The following is a 19,151-nucleotide window of genomic DNA, read 5'->3' on the forward strand; positions in this document are numbered from 1 at the left end:
TCCGTCCACTGGAAGAAATAGCCCCATCCTGAGTGAGTGGGTACGGTCAGCCGTGTGAGTGATCGCAGTTGGGGCTTCCGCACCCGCGCCCTGCACGCCGGTGGCACGCCCGATCCGGCCACCGGGGCCCGCGCGGTGCCGATCTACCAGACCACGAGCTTCGTGTTCGAGGACGCGGCCGACGCGGCGAACCTGTTCGCCCTGCAGAAGTACGGCAACATCTACAGCCGCATCGGCAATCCGACCGTGAGCGCCTTCGAAGAGCGCCTTGCCAGCCTCGAAGGCGCCATCGGCGGGGTGGCCACCAGCAGCGGCCAGGCCGCCGAGTTCCTGACCTTCGCCGCGCTGACCGAAGCGGGGCAGCACATCGTGTCGGCGAGTGGGCTCTACGGCGGCACGGTCACCCAACTCGACGGCACCTTGCGCCGGTTCGGGGTGCGGACGACGTTCGTGTCCGGCGATGGGCTGGACGGCTACGCCGCCGCCATCACCGACCAGACGCGCCTGATCTACACCGAGGTCATCGGCAACCCGGGCGGCGGCATCGCCGACCTCGCCGGTCTCGCCGACCTCGCGCACGCGCACGACATCCCGCTGGTCGTCGACGCGACGCTGGCCACGCCGTACCTGTGCCGCCCGATCGAGCACGGCGCCGACATCGTGCTCCATTCGGCGACCAAGTTCCTCGGCGGGCACGGCACCACACTCGGCGGGGTCGTGGTCGAGTCCGGCAAGTTCGACTGGGGCAACGGGAAGTTCCCGAGGATGACCGAAACCGTCGACTCCTACGGCGGGCTGAAGTACTGGGAGAACTTCGGCGAGTACGCGTTCTGCACGCGACTGCGGGCCGAGCAGTTGCGGGACATCGGGGCGGCGCTGTCCCCGCACTCGGCGTTCCTGCTGCTGCAGGGAGTCGAGACGCTGCCGCAGCGGATGGACGCGCAGGTGGCCAACGCCCGGGCGGTCGCGGAGTTCCTGGCGGCGGACGACCGCGTCGCGTGGGTGAGCTACGCGGGCTTGCCCGATCACCCGCATCACGAGCGGGCGAAGCGGTACCTGCCCCAGGGTCCGGGGGCGGTGTTTTCGTTCGGTGTCAAGGGCGGGCGCGCGGCGGGCGAGAAGTTCGTCGAGTCGGTGGAACTGCTGTCTCACCTGGCAAACGTCGGCGACGCGCGCACACTGGTCATCCACCCCGCCTCGACCACACACCGGCAGCTCTCCGACGAGCAAATGCGCGCAGGCGGGGTCACGCCGGACCTGATCCGGCTCTCGATCGGGCTGGAAGACGTCGGCGACCTCCTCTGGGACATCGACCAGGCACTCACCGCGGCGGTGAAGCAGTGACCTGGACTCCGCCCACGGCCAGGCAGCGGCTGGCCATCCTTTCCCGTACGAGGTCGGTCACCCTCGTCGGCGCTTCGGCCAACCCGGCCAGGCCGAGCTTCTTCGTGGCCACCTACCTGCTGTCCTCCAGCCGGTACCGGGTGAACTTCGTCAACCCCCGGCTGAACGAACTGCTCGGGCAGCCCGTGTACGCCTCGGTGGCCGATGTTCCCGGGGGGGTGGATCTGGTCAGCGTGTTCCGCAAGCACGACGACCTGCCGGAGGTGGCGGAGGAGGTCGTCAAAGCGGGTGCTTCCACATTGTGGTTACAGCTCGGGTTGTGGCATGAAGCGGCGGCCGAGCGCGGCGCGGAAGCCGGGCTCGACGTGGTGATGAACCGGTGCGTCAAGATCGAGCACGCCCGGTTCGCCGGAGGCCTGCATCTGGCCGGGTTCAACACGGGTGTGATCAGCTCGCGCCGCCGGATCGAGCCGTGAGGGGCGGAAGAATGCATGGGTGTGGGAAGTTACGGCTGATATGATCGAAGTTCTGCGCGTCACGTTCGTCGGCGGGCCGACCGCCCTGCTGGAGATCGGCGGCAAGCGGTTGCTGACCGACCCGACGTTCAGCCCGGCAGCGGTCTACGAGACCGTGCCGGGGCGTCCGCTGACCAAGACCGAGGACCCCGCGATAAGCGCCGACGAGATCGGCGAGGTCGACGCCGTGCTGCTGTCGCACGACCAGCACGCCGACAACCTCGACCCGGCGGGACGCAAGCTGGTCGAGCGGATGCTGCTGACCTTGACCACGCTCAGCGGCGCCAAGCGGCTTGGCGGCACCGCGCAGGGCCTGCCGCCCTGGGCGACGATCAAGCTGGGCCCGGTGGAGGTCACCTTCGTGCCGGCGCAGCACGGGCCACCGGGGGCCGAGCGGGTCACCGGCGAAGTCACCGGATTCGTGCTCAGCGGCGCTAACCTCCCGACGGTCTACGTCAGCGGCGACAACGCTTCCCTGGAAGTGGTACAGCAGATCTCGCGGCGGCTACGGAGCGTCGACGTCGCGCTGATGTTCGCGGGCGCGGCCCGGACGTCGCTGTTCGGCGGGGCTCCGCTCACGCTCACCAGCGAAGCGGCCGCGGGAGCCACCCGGATGCTGGGAGCCCGCCACGTGATCCCGCTGCACACCCGCGGCTGGAAACATTTCAGCGAAGGTCCCGACCGCGTCCGCAAGGCGTTCGCCGAGGCGGGCCTCACCGACCGCCTCCATCTGCTGGAACCGGGCGAAACCTGGTCGCTCGAGGCCTGAACTTCAGGTGGGACGGCGCGGGTGAAGCCGTGGATGGGCCGCCATGGTCGCGGACACGCGCCGAACCCGGAACTCGCGCGTCACCAAAGCCCGACTCGCCTGTCGCGAAAGGCCGACTCGCCTGTCGCGAAAGGCCGACTCGCGGGCGGTTAGGTGGTTTGGTGGAAGCGGGTGGTGAGGGTTTCGCGGCCGGCGGCGGTCAGGGCGCCGTAGAGGCGGAGGCGGGCCATCCCGCCGTCGGGATAGATGTCGAGGCGGAGGTGGGTGAGTTCGCGGGAGTCCTCGATGAGGAAGCGGTGCCGCGTGTCGGGTTGCAGGCGGGTGCGTGGCAGCACCTCGAACCATGACCCGTCACGCCTTCCACTCAGGGCGGCCCAGCCTGGGGCGTTTCCTTTGAAGTGCGTGGTGTCCAGCTCGGCCAGCCTGGGCACGCCCTCGGCGGCCAACTCGACGATCACCCAGTCGTTGCCGTCGTCACGGCGACGGGCGGTCTCCCAGCCCTCGCCCATGACGGCGGCGAAACCGGGCGAAATGAGGTTGCCGGGCGAGGCGTAGAACATGTTGCTGGCCTCGACGATCCGTGCGCCGTTCTCCAGCGCGGCGAGATCGAGCGAGCCGAGGTCGAGCAGCCGGGGGTCGGCGACGGGGGTGCCGTGCACCCGGAACCGGGCGACGCCGCCGTCGGGACAAATGGTCAGCCGCACGTGGGTGTGCCGGCGGGCCGAGCCGACGGGGAAGAAGTTCTCGGCGTCCCCGGTCAGGGAAGCGTGCGGCACGATCGTCGTCCAGTCCATTTCGGACAGTTCGGCCGGGCTCGGGTAGCCGTCCACCGCCAGTGCCTCGACCGAGGCGAACGGCGGGTAGTTGCCGGTGAAGAACGTGGTGTCCACGATCACCCCGGACACCACGCCCGGCAGGCCCAGCCGGACGATCGCCTGGTCCCTGCCGGGCTCGCGGCGGCGCCGGGTCTCCCAGCCGTCGTAGATCTGGCCCTTGTGGCCGAAGCTCCAGCGCTGGAACTCCGGCGGCGCCGGCTTGATCAGGTTTTCCCGCTCGGCGAACAGCTCGTCGTTGGCCCAGAGCACGCTGCCGCCCACCCGCCGGGACGCGAGATCGGGCTGCCGGGTCCACTCCGGACGGCCGGTCACGGCATCCTCCTCAGGAGCCTGCCGTCCGCCTGCTCGATCTCCCGTCCCCGCAGCCAGGTACTCCGGACCACGCCGGTCAACCGCCGGCCGTGGTAAGCGCTGACCGGATTCCGGTGGCGCAACGACTTCGCGTCCACGACGAACTCCTCCTCCGGGGCGAACACGCAGAGATCGGCGTCGCGGCCGGGTTCGATCGTTCCCTTGCCGCACAGGCCGGCCAGCCCGGCCGGGCGTTCGGCCATCCACCGCACCACGTCGCTGAGCGTGAACCCCCGCCGCCGTGCCTCGGTCCACACCGCGGGCAGGCCCAGTTGCAGACCCGAGATGCCGCCCCAGGCTTGGCCGAAATCGCCGGTGTCGAAGCGTTTCAGTTCCGGTGTGCACGGCGAGTGGTCGCTGACCACACAGTCGATCACGCCGTCGCGCAGCCCCTGCCACAGCAGCTCACGGTTGCCGGACTCGCGGATCGGCGGGCAGCACTTGAACTGGGTCGCGCCGTCGGTGATCTCCTCGGCGCTGAAAGTCAGGTAGTGCGGGCAGGTCTCGGCAGTCACCCGGACGCCGTCCGCGCGGGCACTCGCGATCACCGGGAGAGCGTCCGAAGAAGACAGATGAAGGATGTGCACGCGGGCGCCGGTCCGGCGGGCGAGGTCGATCACACGCGCGATGGCCAGGTTTTCCGCTCCCCGTGGCCGTGACCGCAGGAAGTCGGCGTACCGCGAGCCGTGTGGTTCCGGGGCGTGCTCGATGGTGCCGGAATCCTCGGCGTGCACGATCATCATCGCGCCCAGGTCCGCCAGCCGCCGCAGATCCGCTTCGAGCTCCGCCTCGTCCAGGGGCGGGAACTCGTCGACACCGGAAGGCAGCAGGAAGCACTTGAATCCGAACACCCCGGCCTCGTGCAGAGCCGCCAGCGCGCCGCCGTTGCCCGGAATCGCGCCGCCCCAGAAGCCCACGTCGACGTACCCGCGACCTTCCGCAGTCTTGCGCTTGACCTCGAGGGAAGGCACGTCCACCGTGGGCGGCAGGCTGTTCAGCGGCATATCGACGATGGTCGTGACGCCACCGGCGGCCGCGGCACGGGTCGCGGTCTCGAAACCCTCCCACTCGGTACGGCCGGGGTCGTTGACGTGCACGTGGGTGTCGACCAGCCCGGGCAGCAGCACGACGTCGCCGTCGAGTTCCACGACCTTCTCGCCGGTGAGACCCGAACCGGCGGTGTCGATGCTGACGATCTTGCCGCCGGAAACGCCGACCTCGCACGGCCCCTCCCCCGCGGCGGTGACCGCCCGCCGCGCCCGGAACACCAGGTCCAACGCCGCCTCCCGCCTGTGCTTCAACCGGAACCGCATCACCAGAACCCCGGGCGTGAAACTACTCCTGTTCGCGACCGGAAAGTTGTTCGACGAGCTTGAGCAGGGCGCCGTGGTCGAGCGCGCCGTGCCCCTGGGCCCGCAGCGAAGCCATCAGCTGCGCGACCACGGCGCCGAGCGGGATCACCACGCCCGCTTCGCGCGCGGCGTCGGTCACGATGCCGAGATCCTTGTGGTGCAATTCGACCCGGAACCCCGGGGTGAACTCGCGCCGGACCATCGCGGCGGCCTTGCGGTCCAGGACGCGGTTTCCCGCCAGCCCGCCCGCGAGCACCTTGATCGCCGCATCCGTGCCGACCCCGTGGGCCTCCAGGAAGACCAGCGACTCGGCGACCAGTTCGATGGTGCCCGCGACGATCAGCTGGTTGGCCGCCTTGACGGTCTGTCCCGCCCCGGCGGCGCCGACGTGCACGATCGTGTCGCCGAGGACCGCCAGCACCGGCCGGGCGGCCTCGAACGCCCCGGCCTCGCCGCCCACCATGATCGACAGGCTGCCCTCGACCGCACCCTGCTCCCCACCGGACACCGGCGCGTCCAGGGCGTGGACTCCCCTGGCCGCGGCGGCTTCGGCGACCTCGCGCGACACGCCGGGGTGGATGGTGCTGCAGTCGATCAGCAAGGTGCCCTCGCGGGCGTTGGCCAGCGCTCCGTCCTCACCGAGCACGACCGCGCGGACGTCGGGCGAGTCGGGCAGCATGGTGACCACCACGTCGGCGTCGGAGACCGCCTCCGCCACACTGTCCGCGGCACGGCCGCCGGCCGCGACCAGATTGTCCACTTTGGACCTGCTGCGGTTGTACCCGGTGACGTCGAACCCGGCCTTGACCAGGTTCGCGGCCATCGGCCCACCCATGATCCCCAGCCCGACAAAACCGACCTTGGTCACCACGCCTCCCTGAAATCAACGATCTTCAAGCCAGCCGAAGGACTCCACGCTCGGGCCGGACGGCCGGTACTCCAGCCCGACATACCCGTCGTAGCCGCCCGTGGCGAGTTTGGCCAGGTATCCCTCGATGTCCAGCGAACCGGTGCCCGGCTCGTGCCGTCCCGGCACGTCGGCGATCTGGACGTGACCGATGCCCTCGAGGTGGCCGGCGATCACCGCGTCCAGGTCGTCACCGTTGACCGCGAGGTGGTAGAGGTCGAACAGGAGTGCGAGGTTGTCCCGGCCCGTCTTGCCGATCACACCGAGTGCGTCGACGGCCGTGCGCAACGGGTAGCGCGGCGCGCCGGAAAGCGGCTCGATCACCAGCGTCGCGCCGATCCGCTTCGCCGCCGTGGCCGCGAAGTCGAGATTGGACAGTGCGAGCTCGTCCTGGGCCGCCGGGTCCACCCCCTCGATCCTGTTGCCGTACAGGGCGTTGAACGTGCGGCAGCTGAGCTGTTCGGCGATGCCGACCGCGACCTCGACACTGTCGGCGAACTCCCGTTCCCGGCCGGGCCAGGAGACCACGCCACGGTCACCCGTGGGCAGGTCGCCCGCGAAGAAGTTCAACCCGGCCAGGTTCACCCCGGCGTCCGCGATCGAGCGGACGAACGCGTCCACTTCGGCGTCGGCGGGCACGGCGGTGCCGAACGGCCACCAGAACTCGACCGCGCCGAACCCGGCCTCGCGGGCCGCCTCGGCGCGCTGGAGCAACGGAAGCTCGGTGAACAGGATGGACAGGTTCACGTCGTACCGCATGGATCACACCTTCCGCAATACGGAAATATATTTCCGTAAAACGAGAGTATCCCCGTAGCGTTCCCCGCGTCAACTCCGCTACCGTCGCCGCGTGGAACTGAAAGCCGAGTTCACGACGGAGCCGTTCCACGGCGAGGGCGAGCCACCCGAGCACGCGGTGCGCGCCCGTGACGCGGCGGCCGAGGCGGGACTGACCGTGGATTTCGGCCCGCTCGGGACCACCGCGCGCGGCGACGCCGAGACGGTGTTGGACGCCTTGCCGTCGATCGCCCGAGCCGCCCTCGACGGCGGCGCCACCCGGTTGACGTTCCAGTTGTCCACAGGACGCACGTCCAGCCGGCCAGAGCCGCCACCGCAAACGCTTGCGCGCCTCATCCAGGACGTCGAAGGCCAGCTTGGTGGCAGGTTGAGCGAACTCGACCGGCCCGGGAAGCAGCGCGCGGTCCGGCTGCTGGAGGAACGGGGCGCGTTCGCGATGCGGAAGGCCGTGGTCACGATCGCCGAAGCGCTCGGCGTCACCCGGTTCACGGTTTACAACTACCTGAACCGGGACGGCTGACCCGTGGTTGACTTCAACAAAATGTTGACGCACGATCGCCCGGTGCCCCTCGACCTCGCCGGATTCAACGCCGCGCCGCCCGACGAAGTCCGGCCCGTGCTCACGGCCTGCCTCGCGGTCCCGCGCTGGGTGGACGCCGTGCTCGCCGGACGCCCCTACCCGGACCTCGACGCGCTCGTGGCCGCGGCCGAGGCCGCCGGCCCGTTGCCGGCCGGGGAAACTCGGCGGGCGATCGGGGCGCATCCCCGGATCGGCGAGAAGGCCACCGGCTGGTCACGCTCCGAACAGTCCGGTGTGGACAGTGCGGCCGCGGAGAAGTTCCGCGCCGCCAACGCCGAGTACGAGCGGCGGTTCGGGCACGTGTACCTGGTGTGCGCGAGCGGCCGCGGTGGTGACGAACTCCTCGCCGACCTCCAGCGGCGGATGGGCAACGACCCCGAGACCGAGCTGGCGGTCGCCGGCCGGGAACTGATCGAGATCGCCAAACTGCGGCTGCGGAAAGCCGTCTCGTGAGCCTGGTGACGACGCATGTGCTGGACACCGCCGCGGGCAAGCCCGCGCAGGGCGTCGACGTGCGGCTGGAGTTCCAGGGCACGATCCTGGCGCGGGCGCGGACCGACGAGGACGGCCGGATCCGCGAACTGGGCCCGGACCGGCTGGCGCCGGGGGTGTACCGGCTCGTCTTCGACGTCGAGGACTATCTCGGCCCGGACGCGTTCTTCCCCGAAATCGCCATCAGCTTCCGGATCCTCGACGGCGAGGCACACCATCACGTCCCGGTTCTGCTGAGCCCGTTCGGCTACTCCACCTACCGAGGGAGCTGATCCGCGTGGCCATCACCCTGGGCCCCAACCAGTACGGCAAGGCCGAGGTCCGGCTGGTCGCGGTCACCCGGACCGGCGAGGTCCACCACATCAAGGACCTCACGGTGTCCACGGCGCTGCGCGGCGACCTGGCCGCGACGCACCTCACCGGGGAGAACGCCGCGGTCGTGGCGACCGACACCCAGAAGAACACCGTGTACGCCTTCGCGAAGGAAGGCGGAATCGGCGAGATCGAGGACTTCGCACTGCGCCTCGGCCGCCATTTCACCGGCGAGTTCGCCAGCATCGGCGAAGCGCGGATCATGATCGACGAACACGGCTGGGACCGGATCAGCGTGGACGGCAAGCCGCACGACCACTCGTTCTCCCGGACGAGCGACGAGAAACGAACCACCGCGGTGACCGTTCAGCCCCATCGCGCGTGGGTCGTCTCGGGGCTGCGTGATCTCGTGGTGCTCAAGTCCACGGGGTCGGAGTTCCACGGTTTTCCCAAGGACAAATACACCACGCTGGCCGAAACGGACGACCGCGTCCTCGCCACCGCGGTGAGCGCCCGCTGGCGTTATCAGGGCACGGAAATCGACTGGCGGAAAAGCTTCGGCGAAATCCGCCGGATCCTGCTGGAAACCTTCGCCACCAAGCAAAGCCTCTCGCTCCAGCAGACGCTGTACTCGATGGGCGAAGCGGTGCTGCGGCAGCGGCCGGAGGTGGCCGAGATCCGGCTGTCAATGCCGAACAAGCACCATTTCCTGGTGGACCTCAGCCCGTTCGGGCTGACCAACGACAACGAGGTCTTCTACGCGGCAGACCGCCCGTACGGCCTGATCGAGGGCACCGTGCTCCGCGACGACGCCGAAGATCCCGGGCCGGCCTGGGAACTGGGCTGATCCCTCGCCCCCGGGAGATCCCTGACCGGGACGTTCAGGGAAAGACCGGGGGATTCCCGCGGTGACCGCGGTGCCTGGGCATGCCAGGTTGCGGAGCCGGATTGGTTGCCGCAGCCCTGGGAGCCACTATGTCCGCCGTCGTGGCCAACCCGCCGGGCGTGGTTGCCACGCCGGTATTCACGCTCGATGGTACTGGCGGTGCGGGCCGCCGCGGCGGTGCCGATGGGACCGCCGGCATGGGTGCCTCACCCCGGCGCTGGCCGGAACCGGGTCCGGCGGCAGACAGTTCTTCGTCGCGCTGTGAAGGCGTTGACCGCCGGCTTGATCCGGCAGTTCGTTCTGGTCGTGGTGCTGCTCGCGCACGAGCAGCGCGGCCTGCCCTGGCGGGCGCTGCGTGATGCGCGGTGGCTGCGCGCACCGTCGGGCTCCACGGGACGCCGCGGTGGCCGGAAGTGGTGGTAGGTGCTCGTGTTCACAGCCGGCACGGCGGCGCTGCAACTGCTTCGCCTCAAGTTTCCCGCGCCGGACGGGCACAATTTGAACGCCTTTCTTTCCTCCACGGCGGGCAAGGAAGCCTTCAGCGGCAACGGGGGCCGGCTCGCCCTGGTCGTGACCATGTTGCTGTTCAACACAGTGCTCGGTGAGAAATTGTTGTTCCGCAACCTGTTGCTGCCGCGGATGCGCGGTGCGTCCGGGCGCGCCGACTGGACCGTCAACGGCATCCTGGCCGGTCTCCACCACCCGCACGAACCGTGGTCGATCCCGAGCAGCCTCGTCGGCCGCACACTCCTGTACGCATATCCCACCCGGAGATTCCGGAGCGCCTGGCTCGGCATCATCGTCCACTCCGCCTCCGGCGCGTTCGTCAGCGCGCTGCCGCTCGTCCTGGTTCTCCGCTGATCCACGGGCACGAGGCGTGAGCGGCACCTGTTTGCCCGCGAGGGAGGGTTTTCCGCCCCGCATTGACCAGTATCGGCAAATTCTGAACCGGCGCCGCCGTGCGGACCGTGTGCAGGCCGTATCGACCGCACACCGCCAGGAGGGATCATGGCCCGGCACCGGCTGAGATCGCCCGTGTCCTTCAAACCGAAGTTGCCCCTGGCGGTACTGACGGCCCTGGTCATCGCGACGATCGGGGCGGGAGTCGTGGTCGCCTACACGGGCAGGCTCGGGTAGCCCTGAATCGTGCCGCCTGACAGCCGTCGCCAGCGCGCGGGCTCCCCCGGCAGACCCGGTCGCCAGTTCGGATGGCGCCGGGCCGGCTCCAGGCCGCCGGACGTTTCGCTCAGCCAACTCCCGTGATGTGCTCCGGCCGCACCGGGACGCGGGTGAGCGCCCGGCCGGACGCGGCCCGGATGGCGGCCACGATCGCCGGAGTGGACGAGATCGTCGGTGGCTCGCCGACCCCGCGCAGGCCGTAGGGCGCGTTCGGGTCCGCCAACTCGAGCACGTCGATGTCCATCGGCGGCATGTCGAGCACGGTCGGGATCAGGTAGTCGGTGAACGACGGGTTGCGGATCCGGCCGCCGGCGATCTGGATCTCCTCCATCACCGCCAGCCCGAGGCCCTGCGCCGACCCGCCCTGGATCTGCCCCAGCACGGCCTGCGGGTTCATCGCCCGGCCGACGTCCTGGGCGCAGTCCAGCGCGACCACCTTCACCAGGCCCAGCTCGGTGTCCACGTCGACGACCGCCCGGTGCGCGGCGAACCCGTACTGCACATGCGCGTTGCCCGCGCCGGTCTCGGGATCGAGCGTCCCGGTGGGCCGGTGCCGCCACTCGACGGTCTCCTCGAGCACCTCGGACCCCAGCACCTCCGCCAGGTCCGCGATCACACCGTCCTGAGTGGACACCAGTTCGCCGCCCGCGACGCGGTATTCCCCGGCCAGGTCGCCATACCGACCCTTCGCGTGGTCGAACAGCGCCGACCGGACGGCGAGGCACGCGGCCCGGACCGCGCCACCGGTGACGTAGGTCTGCCGGGACGCCGAGGTGGAGCCCGCGTTCCCGATGCCGGTGTCCACCGGCAGGATGGCGACCCGCTCCACCCCCAGTTCGGTCCGGACGATCTGCTGCAGCACGGTCACCAGGCCCTGCCCGACCTCGCACGCGGCGGTCCGCACGGTCGCCGCCGCCTCCCCGCCGACCACCTGCAGCCGCACCTGGGCGGTCGAGTAGTCGTCAAAACCTTCGGAGAAACAGATGTTCTTGATCCCCACCGCGTAACCCACGCCGCGGACCACGCCCTCGCCGTGCGTGGTGTTGGATACGCCGCCCGGCAGCGTCCGCAGGTCCCGCTCGCCGGCCGGTTCCGGCGGCAACGGCTTGTTCTCCAGGCGCCGCAACAACTCCGCGACCGGTGCGGGTGAATCGACGACCTGGCCGGTGGGCAGCCGCGAACCTTGGCTCATCGCGTTGCGGACGCGGACCTCGACGGGGTCGAGACCGCATGCCTCGGCGAGTTTGTCCATTTGCGACTCATAGGCGAAACCAGCCTGGACCGCACCGAATCCGCGCATCGCACCGCACGGAGGGTTGTTCGTGTACGCGCCCCAACAGTCGACGGACACGTTCGGCACCACATAAGGCCCGACGCCCAGTGTCGCGGCGTTGGCGACCACGGCGGGGGTCGAAGAGGCGTAGGCGCCGCCGTCGAGGAAGATCCGCGCCTTGACGTAGACCAGCTTGCCGTCGCGGTCGGCGCCGTGCTCGTAGTACAGCTTCGCCGGATGGCGATGGACGTGCCCGTAGAAGGACTCCTCGCGGTTGTAGACCATCTTGACCGGTCTTCCGGTGTGCAGCGCCAGCAGGCAGGCGTGCACCTGGATGGACAGATCCTCGCGCCCGCCGAACGCGCCGCCGACGCCACCGAGGGTCAGCCGCACCTTCTCCGCGGGCAGCCCGAGCGCGGTGACGATCTGCCGCTGGTCCACGTGCAGCCACTGGGTGGCGACATACAGGTCGACCCCGCCGTCCTCGGCCGGGATGGCCAGCCCGGACTCCGGGCCGAGGAACGCCTGGTCCTGCATGCCGACCTCGTAGGAACCGGAGACCACGATGTCGGCCTTCGCATCGGAATCGCCGAACCGGACGGGGACGTGCCGCACCACGTTCCCACCTGGATGCAGCTCCGGTCCCTCCCCCGCCACGGCACGCTCGGCGTCGGTGACCGGTTCGAGAACCTCGTAGCCCACCTTGATCCGCCGCATCGCCCGGCGCGCGGTCTCGGGATGATCCGCCACGACCAGGGCCACCGGCTCGCCCTGGTACCGCACCACGTCCGCGGCGAGCACCGGCTGGTCGGGCCGTTCCAGCCCGTACCGGTTCACCCCGGGTACGTCCTCGTGCGTGAGCACCGCGTAAACCCCTTGCACCGCAACGGCTTCCGTGATGTCGATGCCCGTGATCCCGGCGTAGGGGTGGGGGCTGCGCAAGGTGGCGCCCCACAGCATGTCCTCGTGCCACATGTCCGACGAGTACGCGAACTCCCCGCGCACCTTGACGGTCGCGTCCGGGCGCCGGGCGCTGGCGCCCACCCCGTTCGCCGTTTCCTGGAGGGAAGTCGTCATCGCAGCCTCCTGCTCGCGGCGGCGAGCTCACTGGCCAAAGTGGACTCATCGGCGGTCTTGAGCTCCCCGTCGGCCACCACGGTCTCGCCCGAGACCAGCAACAGTTTCAGCGGCGGGACCGCGCCGAGCACGAGTGCGGCCACCGGGTCCTCGATTCCGGCGTAGCGCAGGCCGCTCAAGTCCCAGATGGCCAGGTCCGCCAGCTTGCCGGGCTCCAGCGAGCCCAGCTCGCGCTCCCGGCCGAGGCAGCGCGCCCCGCCCATGGTGCCCATCCACAGCGCCTGCCGCACGGTCAGCGCCGTCGGGCCACCGCGCTGCCGCGCCTGCATCAGCGACTGATGCAGTTCCTCGGCCAGTCCGCCGGATTCGTTGGACGCGGCACCGTCCACACCGAGCCCGACCGGCGATCCCGCGTCGAGCAGATCGCGGACCGGGGCGATTCCCGTGCCGAGCCGGCCGTTGGACGTCGGGCAGTGCGCGGAACCCGTGCGGGTGGCGCCCAGCCTGCGGATCGCGGCGGGGGCGAGGTGCACGGTGTGCGCCAGCCACACGTCGTCGGCGAGCCATTCGAGCTTGTCCGCGTATTCGGCCGGGGTGCAGCCGAATTCCGCCAGGCACCGGGTCTCCTCGTCGAGGGTCTCGGCGAGGTGGGTGTGCAACCGGACGCCCTTGCGGCGGGCCAGCTCCGCCGCCCCGGTCATCAGCCGCTCGCTGACCGAGAACGGCGAGCACGGCCCGGCCGCGATCCGGACCCGGGCGTTCGGCGCCCCGTCGTGGTGGGCGTCGATGGCGTGCTCGGTGCCGAGCAGCGCGGCCTCGGTGTCCTCGACCAGGTTGTCGGGCGGAAGGCCGCCGTCGGAAGCGCCCCGGTCCATCGACCCGCGCACGATGTGCGAGCGGACACCGATGCGGTGGGTCGCCGCGACCAGCGCCGCCACCTGATCGCCGCCTTCGGCGGGGAAGACGTAGTGATGGTCGGCGACCGTGGTGCACCCGGTCAGCGCCAGCCGGGCCAGGCCCGCGCTCGCCGCGGCGTGCGTGATCCGGGCATCCAGCCTTCCCCAGATCGGGTACAGCTCGACCAGCCACTGGAACAGCGTCGAATCGGCGGCCAGGCCACGGGTCGCCCACTGGTAGAGGTGGTGGTGGGTGTTGACCAGGCCGGGGGTGAGCAGGCACCCGCCCGCGTCGACGCGCCGGCCGGCGGCCACCTCGGCCGTGCCCTCGCCGACGGCGACGATGTGCTCGCCGTCGATGACCACGTGGCCGTCGCGGAACTCGGTGCCGTCGGCGTCCACCGTGGAAATCGCCGCGTGCTCGATCACGGTGATCATCGTGCCGCCATCCGCACGGCCTCGATGATCTTCTCGTATCCGGTGCACCGGCACAGGTTCCCGGCCAGCGCCTCGCGGATCTCCTCATCGCCCGGGTCGGGGACGCGCCGGAGCAGGTCGTGTGCGGCGACGACGAGTCCCGGCGTGCAGAACCCGCACTGCACCGCGCCCGCGTCCACAAAGGACTGCTGGACCGGGTCGAGCCGGTCGCCCTCGGCCAGCCCCTCGACCGTGCGCACCGCACGGCCTTCCACCTGCCCGGCCGCCACCAGGCACGAGCACACCGCGACCTCGTCCAGGTACACCGTGCACGAGCCGCATTCGCCCTGCTCACACGCGTTCTTGGCGCCGGGGAGCCCGAGCCGTTCGCGCAACAGGTAGAGCAGGCTCTCGCCCTCCCAGACGTCGTCGGCCTGCCTGGCTTCGCCGTTCACGGTGACATTCACGCGCATACCTGCTCCTGGGAAACGAACTCGGTCCAAGCCCAGCCCAGCGCACGCCGGGCCAGGACGGACAGTGCGTGCCTGCGGTAGGCCGCGGTGCCGCGCACGTCGTCGATCGGCGCGGCCGCCGAGGCGACGAGATCCCCGAACCGGCGTTTGAGCGAATCGTTCAGTGGCGCCCGCTCCGAATCCCAGGGCAGCTCGGCGTTCAGGAACTCCTCGGCCTCCGGCGCCCGCCGGGGGGTGGGCGCGGCAGAGGAGATAGCGGCCCGCGCCGAGCCCGCCTTCAGCGCGATCGCGAACGAGCAGACCGCGATGACCATGGCGTTGCGGGTGCCGACCTTCGCGAACTGCTGAGCCCCGGCGTCCGCGGGCAGGCGCACCGCGGTAATCAACTCGTCCTCGGCGAGGGCGTTGCGCTTGACGCCGAGGTAGAACTCGTCGGCGGGAATCAGGCGGGTGCCGCGAACCGACCGGGCTTCGACGACCGCCCCGGTGACCAGCAGCACGGGATGGGTGTCCCCGGCCGGAGAGGCCGCGCCGAGATTGCCACCGACGGTCCCGCGGTTGCGGATCTGCGGGGACCCGACGGTCCGCGACGCCATCGCCAGCCCGGGCAGCCGCTCACCCAGCTCGGTGATCACGCGGGTGTAGGGCACGCTCGCGCCGAGACGGATGCCGTTGTCCGCGGCGGACCATTCGGCGAGTTCGGCGACACCGTTGAGGTCCAGCAGGGCCGCCGGGCGGCGGTGGTCGAAGTTCAGCTCGACCATGACGTCGGTGCCGCCCGCGATGGGCACCGCGTCCGGGCGCCCGGCCTTGACGGCCAGCGCCTCGTCAAGCGTCTTCGGTCGCAGGAAGTCCACGCTGCCAGTACACCTCCGCGACCCACGGCACGACAACGGTGCCGGCGTACGAACGGCGGCCGGCCCGACGAGCCGAATTTGTACTTTCGTACAAGGCGGATGACGGCGGTGAAAACTTCAAAAACTCAGCCCCCGAGGTAGGCCGCCGTGGTGCGCTCGGTAACGGCGGCGGCTCGCTCCGGGCTCGCCCCGGAGGCCTCATACGCCGATCCCCAATCCTGGCTGCTCCGCGTCATGAACTGCTTCGCCTCCGCCGTCACCATCCACGCCTGGGGGTCTTCGAGGTGCTCGCCGCGCAGATGCAGGCCGAGACCGAGCAGGGAGAGGTCCCAGCCGATCCCGACCGCGCCCGGCCCGTAGGAGTCCCAGTGGTCGTCATCGGCCAAGGCGCCGTGCTCGAGTTCGAGCTGGGCCTTTCCGTCACCCGCCGGGGTGATCCGGGCCTCGACCTCGGAGGGCGGCATGTCGCCGAACACCCAGCTCACCCTGAGCAGGCGAGGAGGTTCGCAACGGAGGATCTTCCCGCCGGCGTTGCCCTTCAGCTGGTAGGTGCCGCCGAGCCGGAAGTCGCCGGTCACGGGCGTCAGCCACCGGCTGATCCGGTCAGGTTCGGTACACGCGTCCCAGAGGTCCTCGACCTCCGCCTCATAGGTTCTCCGGAGCAGCACCGAGTTGGTCTCCCCCACCGACCGCACCGCACGGTGCACCGAGTTGATCTGCCCGACGATATCCATCACGTGTCCTTTCCTCCAGCACGGCGTGCACGCTTGCCGCGCGCGATTTCGGTGCCCAGCGCGTCCAGCCGTCCCGCCCAGAACCCGCGGAAACGCCCCAGCCACAGATCGATTTCCTCCAGCGGGGCACTGTCCACCGCGTACAGACGCCGGGAGCCCTCGGCTCGCACGGTGGTGAACCCGTTGTCCCGCAGGACCTTGAGGTGCTGCGAGACCGCGGGCTGGGAGATCCCGAACTCCCGCTCGATGACCTCGCTGATCGCGCCGGAAGCCCGTTCGCCGTCGGCCAGCAGTTCCAGGATCCGCCGCCGGACGGGATCACCGAGAACGTCGAACGCGTGCACGCCGGAATCATCTCAATCGCTCCTTATATAAGTCAACGCTTAAATTGCTAGGATTCGCGCCCGTGACACTGGTCAAGACGCTGCTGGAGATTCCCGGGCTCCGGCTGCGGGTGCGTACCGGATCCCGGCTGCTCGGCCGCGCGATCAGCCGCATCTATGTCACCGAGCTGCCCGACCCGAGCCGCTATGTCTCGGCCGGTGAGCTGGTGCTGAGCGGGCTGCTGTGGTGGCGGCGGCCGGGTGACGCCGAGCGGTTCGTCGGCGCGCTCGCGCGGGCGGGGGTGGCGGCGTTTGCCGCGTCCGGCGCCGACACCGGCGGAATTCCCGACGACGTCATCCAGGCCTGCGCGCAGCACGGGATTCCGTTGCTGGAGGTGCCCGCGGACCTGTCGTTCGCGGTGATCACCGAACGGGTCGTGCTGGCGCTGGCCGCCGACCGGGGCACCGCGCCGGGTGACGCGCACCGCCGGTTGCTGTCCGCGGCCGGGGACATGTCACTGCCGGTGCTGCTGCGTCAGGGCGCGATCGAGCTGGGCGCCCCGTGCTGGGTGATTTCGGGCACCGGGCGGGTGGTCGCAGGCACCGAGCCGGACGCGCCCGCCGGGCTGGTCGAACGGTTCGCGCCCCACCGGCCGGTGCACGGCGAGCACGCCCTGCTGCCGATCGGCGGCCGGTTCCGCATCCCGTGGCTGCTGGCCATCCGCGCGACCTCGTGGCCGGAGGCGATCGCCGACGAGCTGGCGGGGCTGATCGGTTTGGCGCGGGCGCGGGCCGACCAGGTCCGGCAGACCGGCGACCGGGCGGCCGCGCCGCTGTTCCGGCTACTCGCCGGCGGCGCCGGGGACCCGGCGGGGGCCTTCGCGGCGACCGGCCTGCCCGCGGCAGCACCGGTGCGGGTGCTGCTCGCCAGGACACCAGACGACACCGCACTCGGCCTGGAAGTGTTCAGCGAGCTACTGGCCGACGTGTCCTCGAGTGCCGGCGTCGTCGGTGACGAGACCTACGCGGTCGTGGCGGCCGACGAGAAATGGCCGTGGGAATGGCCGGCCCGCGCCAGCGACGCGCTGTCCATTTTGGATCAGGTAGCCGGGCTTTCACCGGTCTTCATCGGCATCGGCGGCCCGGCGACGGTGAGCGGATTACGAGGCGCGAGCCAGGAAGCGCGCTACGCGGTCGAAGTCGCCGCGCGGCGGGGCGAGCGGATCGGAGTGGTAGCCGGGGAGGACATCCCCGTGCACCGGCTCCTGGTCGCGGGCGCGCCGGACGAACTGCGCCGGTCGGTCCGCGACCGGGTCCTCGGCCCGCTGCTGGCCTACGACCAGGCGCAGGGTACCGACCTCGTGCGGACCGTGCGGGTGTTCCTCGAAAGCGCCTGCTCCCCCACCGCCGCGGCGAAGGCCCTGCACGTCCACGTCAACACCCTGCGCTACCGCATCGCCCGCGCCTGCGAAGTGCTCGGCCTCGACCTCACCGACTTCCCGACCCAGGTCGACGTGTATCTCGCGCTGGAAGCCAGGTGAGGGCCGCTTCAACGAGTAGTAGCTTCCCGTTCCGTCAACCGGTCCGCCGGGCGTAGCGGAAGAGGTGTGACCGTTCCAGCGTTGTCAGCTTGGTCACCTCGTCCTCGTCGATCGCGCCACAGTCGAGGCCGCGCAACAGGAAAGTCGCCAGCGCCTGCACGGTGGCGGGTTCGTCGAGGACTCCGCTTTCGGCCTGGCCCACATGGTCGCGCAACCGGGCAGCGGCCGAAGGCAGGCCCTCCCGGAAGAAGGCGTAGGTGCCGGCGAACCGCGTGGGCAACTGGTGGGGATGCAGGTCCCAGCCCTGGTAGAAGCCCCGCTCCAGCGAACGCCGGACCAGCCGGAGATGCTCGCGCCAAGCGGGCAGGACGGCATCGCCGACCGGAAGCAGGTTGGTCGAGCCGTCGGACAGGCGCACCCCGGTGCCCGCCGCGGCGACCTGCATGAACGCCTTGGCGAAGTCCGCCGCCGGATGGTCCATGCTCTGGTACCCGGCGGCGATGCCCAGTCCCGCACTGTAGTCGTAGGTGCCGTAGTGCAGCCCGGTGCACCGGCCCGCCGCCGCCTGGACGATCCTGGCCACCGCGACGGACCCCTCGGCGTCCACAATGGACTGCGAGGTCTCGATCTGCACCTCGAACCGCAACGCGCCCGGCGCCAGGCCGTAGACGGCTTCCAGGTCCGCGATCACCCCGGCCGCGGCGGAGACCTGCTCCACGGCCGTCACCTTGGGCAGGGTCACCACGAACCCGGGCGGCAGCACACCCTCCAGCCCGTCCAGGAAAACGTCGAGCGTGCGGATACCCCGCCGCCGGGACGCCCGCTCGAAACTCTTGAACCGGATGCCGGCGAACGGGGGCCGCACGGCCATCCCCGCGAGGGTGCGCGCACAGGCGAGGGCGGCGGCGTCCTCCGCTTCGTCGCCAGGATGGCCGTAGCCGTCCTCGAAGTCGATCCGCAGGTCCTCGATCGGCTCCCGGGCGAGCTTCCGGCGTACCCGTTCGGCGATCTCCGGATCCAGCCCGAGTTCGTCGCCGTGCTTCGCGAAGACCTCGCTCGCCTGCTCGCCCCACTTCGCGACCAGGTCCGCCGAAAACCGGTTCGCCGGAACGTAGACCGTGTGCACGGGTTGCCGCCCGGCCGGCTCACCGGGATAGCGGGCGGCGATCCGGGCGTCTACTTCGGACAGCCGGGCGTCGACGCCCGCGTAGACCTCCTCCGTGAGCCGGCCGGGCACCG

22 protein-coding genes are annotated in these 19,151 nt (G+C 70.5%); 11 read left to right on the forward strand and 11 right to left on the reverse strand.

Translation table 11 applies throughout. From position 1 onward, the window contains the following. Window positions 1-54: 54 nt before the first annotated feature. Genes VJT49_RS02415 through VJT49_RS02425 form a run of 3 tightly spaced genes read left to right on the forward strand, consistent with a single transcriptional unit; the run spans window position 55 to window position 2,628 of the window. The gene (locus VJT49_RS02415) at window positions 55-1,344 is read left to right on the forward strand and encodes an O-acetylhomoserine aminocarboxypropyltransferase/cysteine synthase family protein (RefSeq protein WP_324162650.1); all 1,290 of its coding nucleotides are present in this window, start codon (window positions 55-57) and stop codon (window positions 1,342-1,344) included. Next, window positions 1,341-1,820 carry a CoA-binding protein gene (locus VJT49_RS02420; RefSeq protein ID WP_324162652.1) on the forward strand — a complete coding sequence of 160 codons (480 nt, stop codon included), beginning with the start codon at window positions 1,341-1,343 and terminating at the stop codon, window positions 1,818-1,820. Before VJT49_RS02415 ends, VJT49_RS02420 begins: the two co-directional genes overlap by 4 nt. A 40-nt stretch (window positions 1,821-1,860) precedes the next feature. Further along, window positions 1,861-2,628 carry an MBL fold metallo-hydrolase gene (locus VJT49_RS02425; protein ID WP_324162654.1) on the forward strand — a complete coding sequence of 256 codons (768 nt, stop codon included), beginning with the start codon at window positions 1,861-1,863 and terminating at the stop codon, window positions 2,626-2,628. 149 nt (window positions 2,629-2,777) lie between these two features. Here VJT49_RS02425 and alc read toward each other — a convergent pair whose 3' ends face one another. From alc to VJT49_RS02445, 4 genes are read right to left on the reverse strand one after another with little or no spacing between them, the layout of a single operon-like run. Further along, window positions 2,778-3,776: an allantoicase gene (gene alc / locus VJT49_RS02430; protein ID WP_324162656.1), complete on the reverse strand. Its 999-nt coding sequence runs from the start codon at window positions 3,774-3,776 to the stop codon at window positions 2,778-2,780. Continuing rightward, window positions 3,773-5,092, reverse strand: a complete 1,320-nt coding sequence (allB, locus tag VJT49_RS02435) for an allantoinase AllB (protein ID WP_324162869.1) — start codon at window positions 5,090-5,092, stop codon at window positions 3,773-3,775. The genes alc and allB overlap by 4 nt, the downstream gene beginning before the upstream one ends. Before the next feature lie 58 nt (window positions 5,093-5,150). Beyond that, window positions 5,151-6,035: a 2-hydroxy-3-oxopropionate reductase gene (locus VJT49_RS02440; protein ID WP_324162658.1), complete on the reverse strand. Its 885-nt coding sequence runs from the start codon at window positions 6,033-6,035 to the stop codon at window positions 5,151-5,153. A 15-nt stretch (window positions 6,036-6,050) separates the two neighbouring features. After that, window positions 6,051-6,833 carry a hydroxypyruvate isomerase family protein gene (locus VJT49_RS02445; protein WP_324162660.1) on the reverse strand — a complete coding sequence of 261 codons (783 nt, stop codon included), beginning with the start codon at window positions 6,831-6,833 and terminating at the stop codon, window positions 6,051-6,053. A 91-nt stretch (window positions 6,834-6,924) separates the two neighbouring features. On the opposite strand from VJT49_RS02445, the gene VJT49_RS02450 reads away from it, so the two are divergent. The 7 genes from VJT49_RS02450 to VJT49_RS02480 all read left to right on the forward strand — a co-directional run bounded on the left by VJT49_RS02450 (window position 6,925) and on the right by VJT49_RS02480 (window position 10,279). Next, on the forward strand, window positions 6,925-7,392 hold the full coding sequence (locus tag VJT49_RS02450; RefSeq protein ID WP_324162662.1) for a helix-turn-helix domain-containing protein: 468 nt from the start codon (window positions 6,925-6,927) through the stop codon (window positions 7,390-7,392). Between the two features lie 42 nt (window positions 7,393-7,434). After that, window positions 7,435-7,905 (forward strand): 2-oxo-4-hydroxy-4-carboxy-5-ureidoimidazoline decarboxylase, encoded by a 471-nt coding sequence (uraD, locus tag VJT49_RS02455; RefSeq protein WP_324162664.1) that lies wholly within the window; start codon window positions 7,435-7,437, stop codon window positions 7,903-7,905. Continuing rightward, window positions 7,902-8,216: a hydroxyisourate hydrolase gene (gene uraH, locus VJT49_RS02460; RefSeq protein ID WP_324162667.1), complete on the forward strand. Its 315-nt coding sequence runs from the start codon at window positions 7,902-7,904 to the stop codon at window positions 8,214-8,216. Before uraD ends, uraH begins: the two co-directional genes overlap by 4 nt. 5 nt (window positions 8,217-8,221) lie before the next feature. Next, window positions 8,222-9,103, forward strand: coding sequence for a factor-independent urate hydroxylase (gene pucL, locus VJT49_RS02465; protein ID WP_324162669.1), 882 nt, complete (start codon window positions 8,222-8,224; stop codon window positions 9,101-9,103). Between the two features lie 300 nt (window positions 9,104-9,403). Then, complete coding sequence (locus tag VJT49_RS02470; protein ID WP_324162671.1) at window positions 9,404-9,565, forward strand: hypothetical protein; 162 nt, start codon at window positions 9,404-9,406, stop codon at window positions 9,563-9,565. After that, a complete protein-coding gene (locus tag VJT49_RS02475) occupies window positions 9,566-10,003 on the forward strand; it encodes a CPBP family intramembrane glutamic endopeptidase (RefSeq protein ID WP_324162673.1) in 438 nt (145 codons plus the stop codon). Between the two features lie 147 nt (window positions 10,004-10,150). Then, a complete protein-coding gene (locus tag VJT49_RS02480; protein WP_324162675.1) occupies window positions 10,151-10,279 on the forward strand; it encodes a hypothetical protein in 129 nt (42 codons plus the stop codon). A 109-nt stretch (window positions 10,280-10,388) separates the two neighbouring features. Here the strand turns inward: VJT49_RS02480 and pucD are convergent, their stop codons facing one another. From pucD to VJT49_RS02510, 6 genes are all read right to left on the reverse strand, one after another. Beyond that, window positions 10,389-12,671 carry a xanthine dehydrogenase subunit D gene (gene pucD / locus VJT49_RS02485; protein WP_324162677.1) on the reverse strand — a complete coding sequence of 761 codons (2,283 nt, stop codon included), beginning with the start codon at window positions 12,669-12,671 and terminating at the stop codon, window positions 10,389-10,391. Further along, window positions 12,668-14,005, reverse strand: coding sequence for an 8-oxoguanine deaminase (locus VJT49_RS02490; protein WP_324162679.1), 1,338 nt, complete (start codon window positions 14,003-14,005; stop codon window positions 12,668-12,670). Before VJT49_RS02490 ends, pucD begins: the two co-directional genes overlap by 4 nt. After that, window positions 14,002-14,457, reverse strand: coding sequence for a (2Fe-2S)-binding protein (locus VJT49_RS02495; RefSeq protein WP_324162681.1), 456 nt, complete (start codon window positions 14,455-14,457; stop codon window positions 14,002-14,004). The genes VJT49_RS02490 and VJT49_RS02495 overlap by 4 nt, the downstream gene beginning before the upstream one ends. Then, window positions 14,448-15,314 carry an FAD binding domain-containing protein gene (locus VJT49_RS02500; RefSeq protein WP_324162683.1) on the reverse strand — a complete coding sequence of 289 codons (867 nt, stop codon included), beginning with the start codon at window positions 15,312-15,314 and terminating at the stop codon, window positions 14,448-14,450. The genes VJT49_RS02495 and VJT49_RS02500 overlap by 10 nt, the downstream gene beginning before the upstream one ends. 125 nt (window positions 15,315-15,439) lie before the next feature. Continuing rightward, window positions 15,440-16,048: an SRPBCC family protein gene (locus VJT49_RS02505; protein WP_324162684.1), complete on the reverse strand. Its 609-nt coding sequence runs from the start codon at window positions 16,046-16,048 to the stop codon at window positions 15,440-15,442. After that, entirely contained in the window at window positions 16,048-16,392 is a 345-nt protein-coding gene (locus tag VJT49_RS02510) for a metalloregulator ArsR/SmtB family transcription factor (RefSeq protein ID WP_324162686.1), read from the reverse strand. The genes VJT49_RS02505 and VJT49_RS02510 overlap by 1 nt, the downstream gene beginning before the upstream one ends. Window positions 16,393-16,454: 62 nt before the next feature. On the opposite strand from VJT49_RS02510, the gene VJT49_RS02515 reads away from it, so the two are divergent. Continuing rightward, complete coding sequence (locus tag VJT49_RS02515; RefSeq protein ID WP_324162688.1) at window positions 16,455-17,912, forward strand: PucR family transcriptional regulator; 1,458 nt, start codon at window positions 16,455-16,457, stop codon at window positions 17,910-17,912. Window positions 17,913-17,946: 34 nt separating this feature from the next. On the opposite strand, the gene VJT49_RS02520 is transcribed toward VJT49_RS02515, so the two are convergent. Then, window positions 17,947-19,149: a DUF6986 family protein gene (locus tag VJT49_RS02520; protein ID WP_324162690.1), complete on the reverse strand. Its 1,203-nt coding sequence runs from the start codon at window positions 19,147-19,149 to the stop codon at window positions 17,947-17,949. Window positions 19,150-19,151: the final 2 nt, after the last annotated feature.

The sequence above is a fragment of the Amycolatopsis sp. genome, from assembly GCF_035276945.1.
In the GTDB taxonomy this organism is placed as follows: domain Bacteria; phylum Actinomycetota; class Actinomycetes; order Mycobacteriales; family Pseudonocardiaceae; genus Amycolatopsis_E.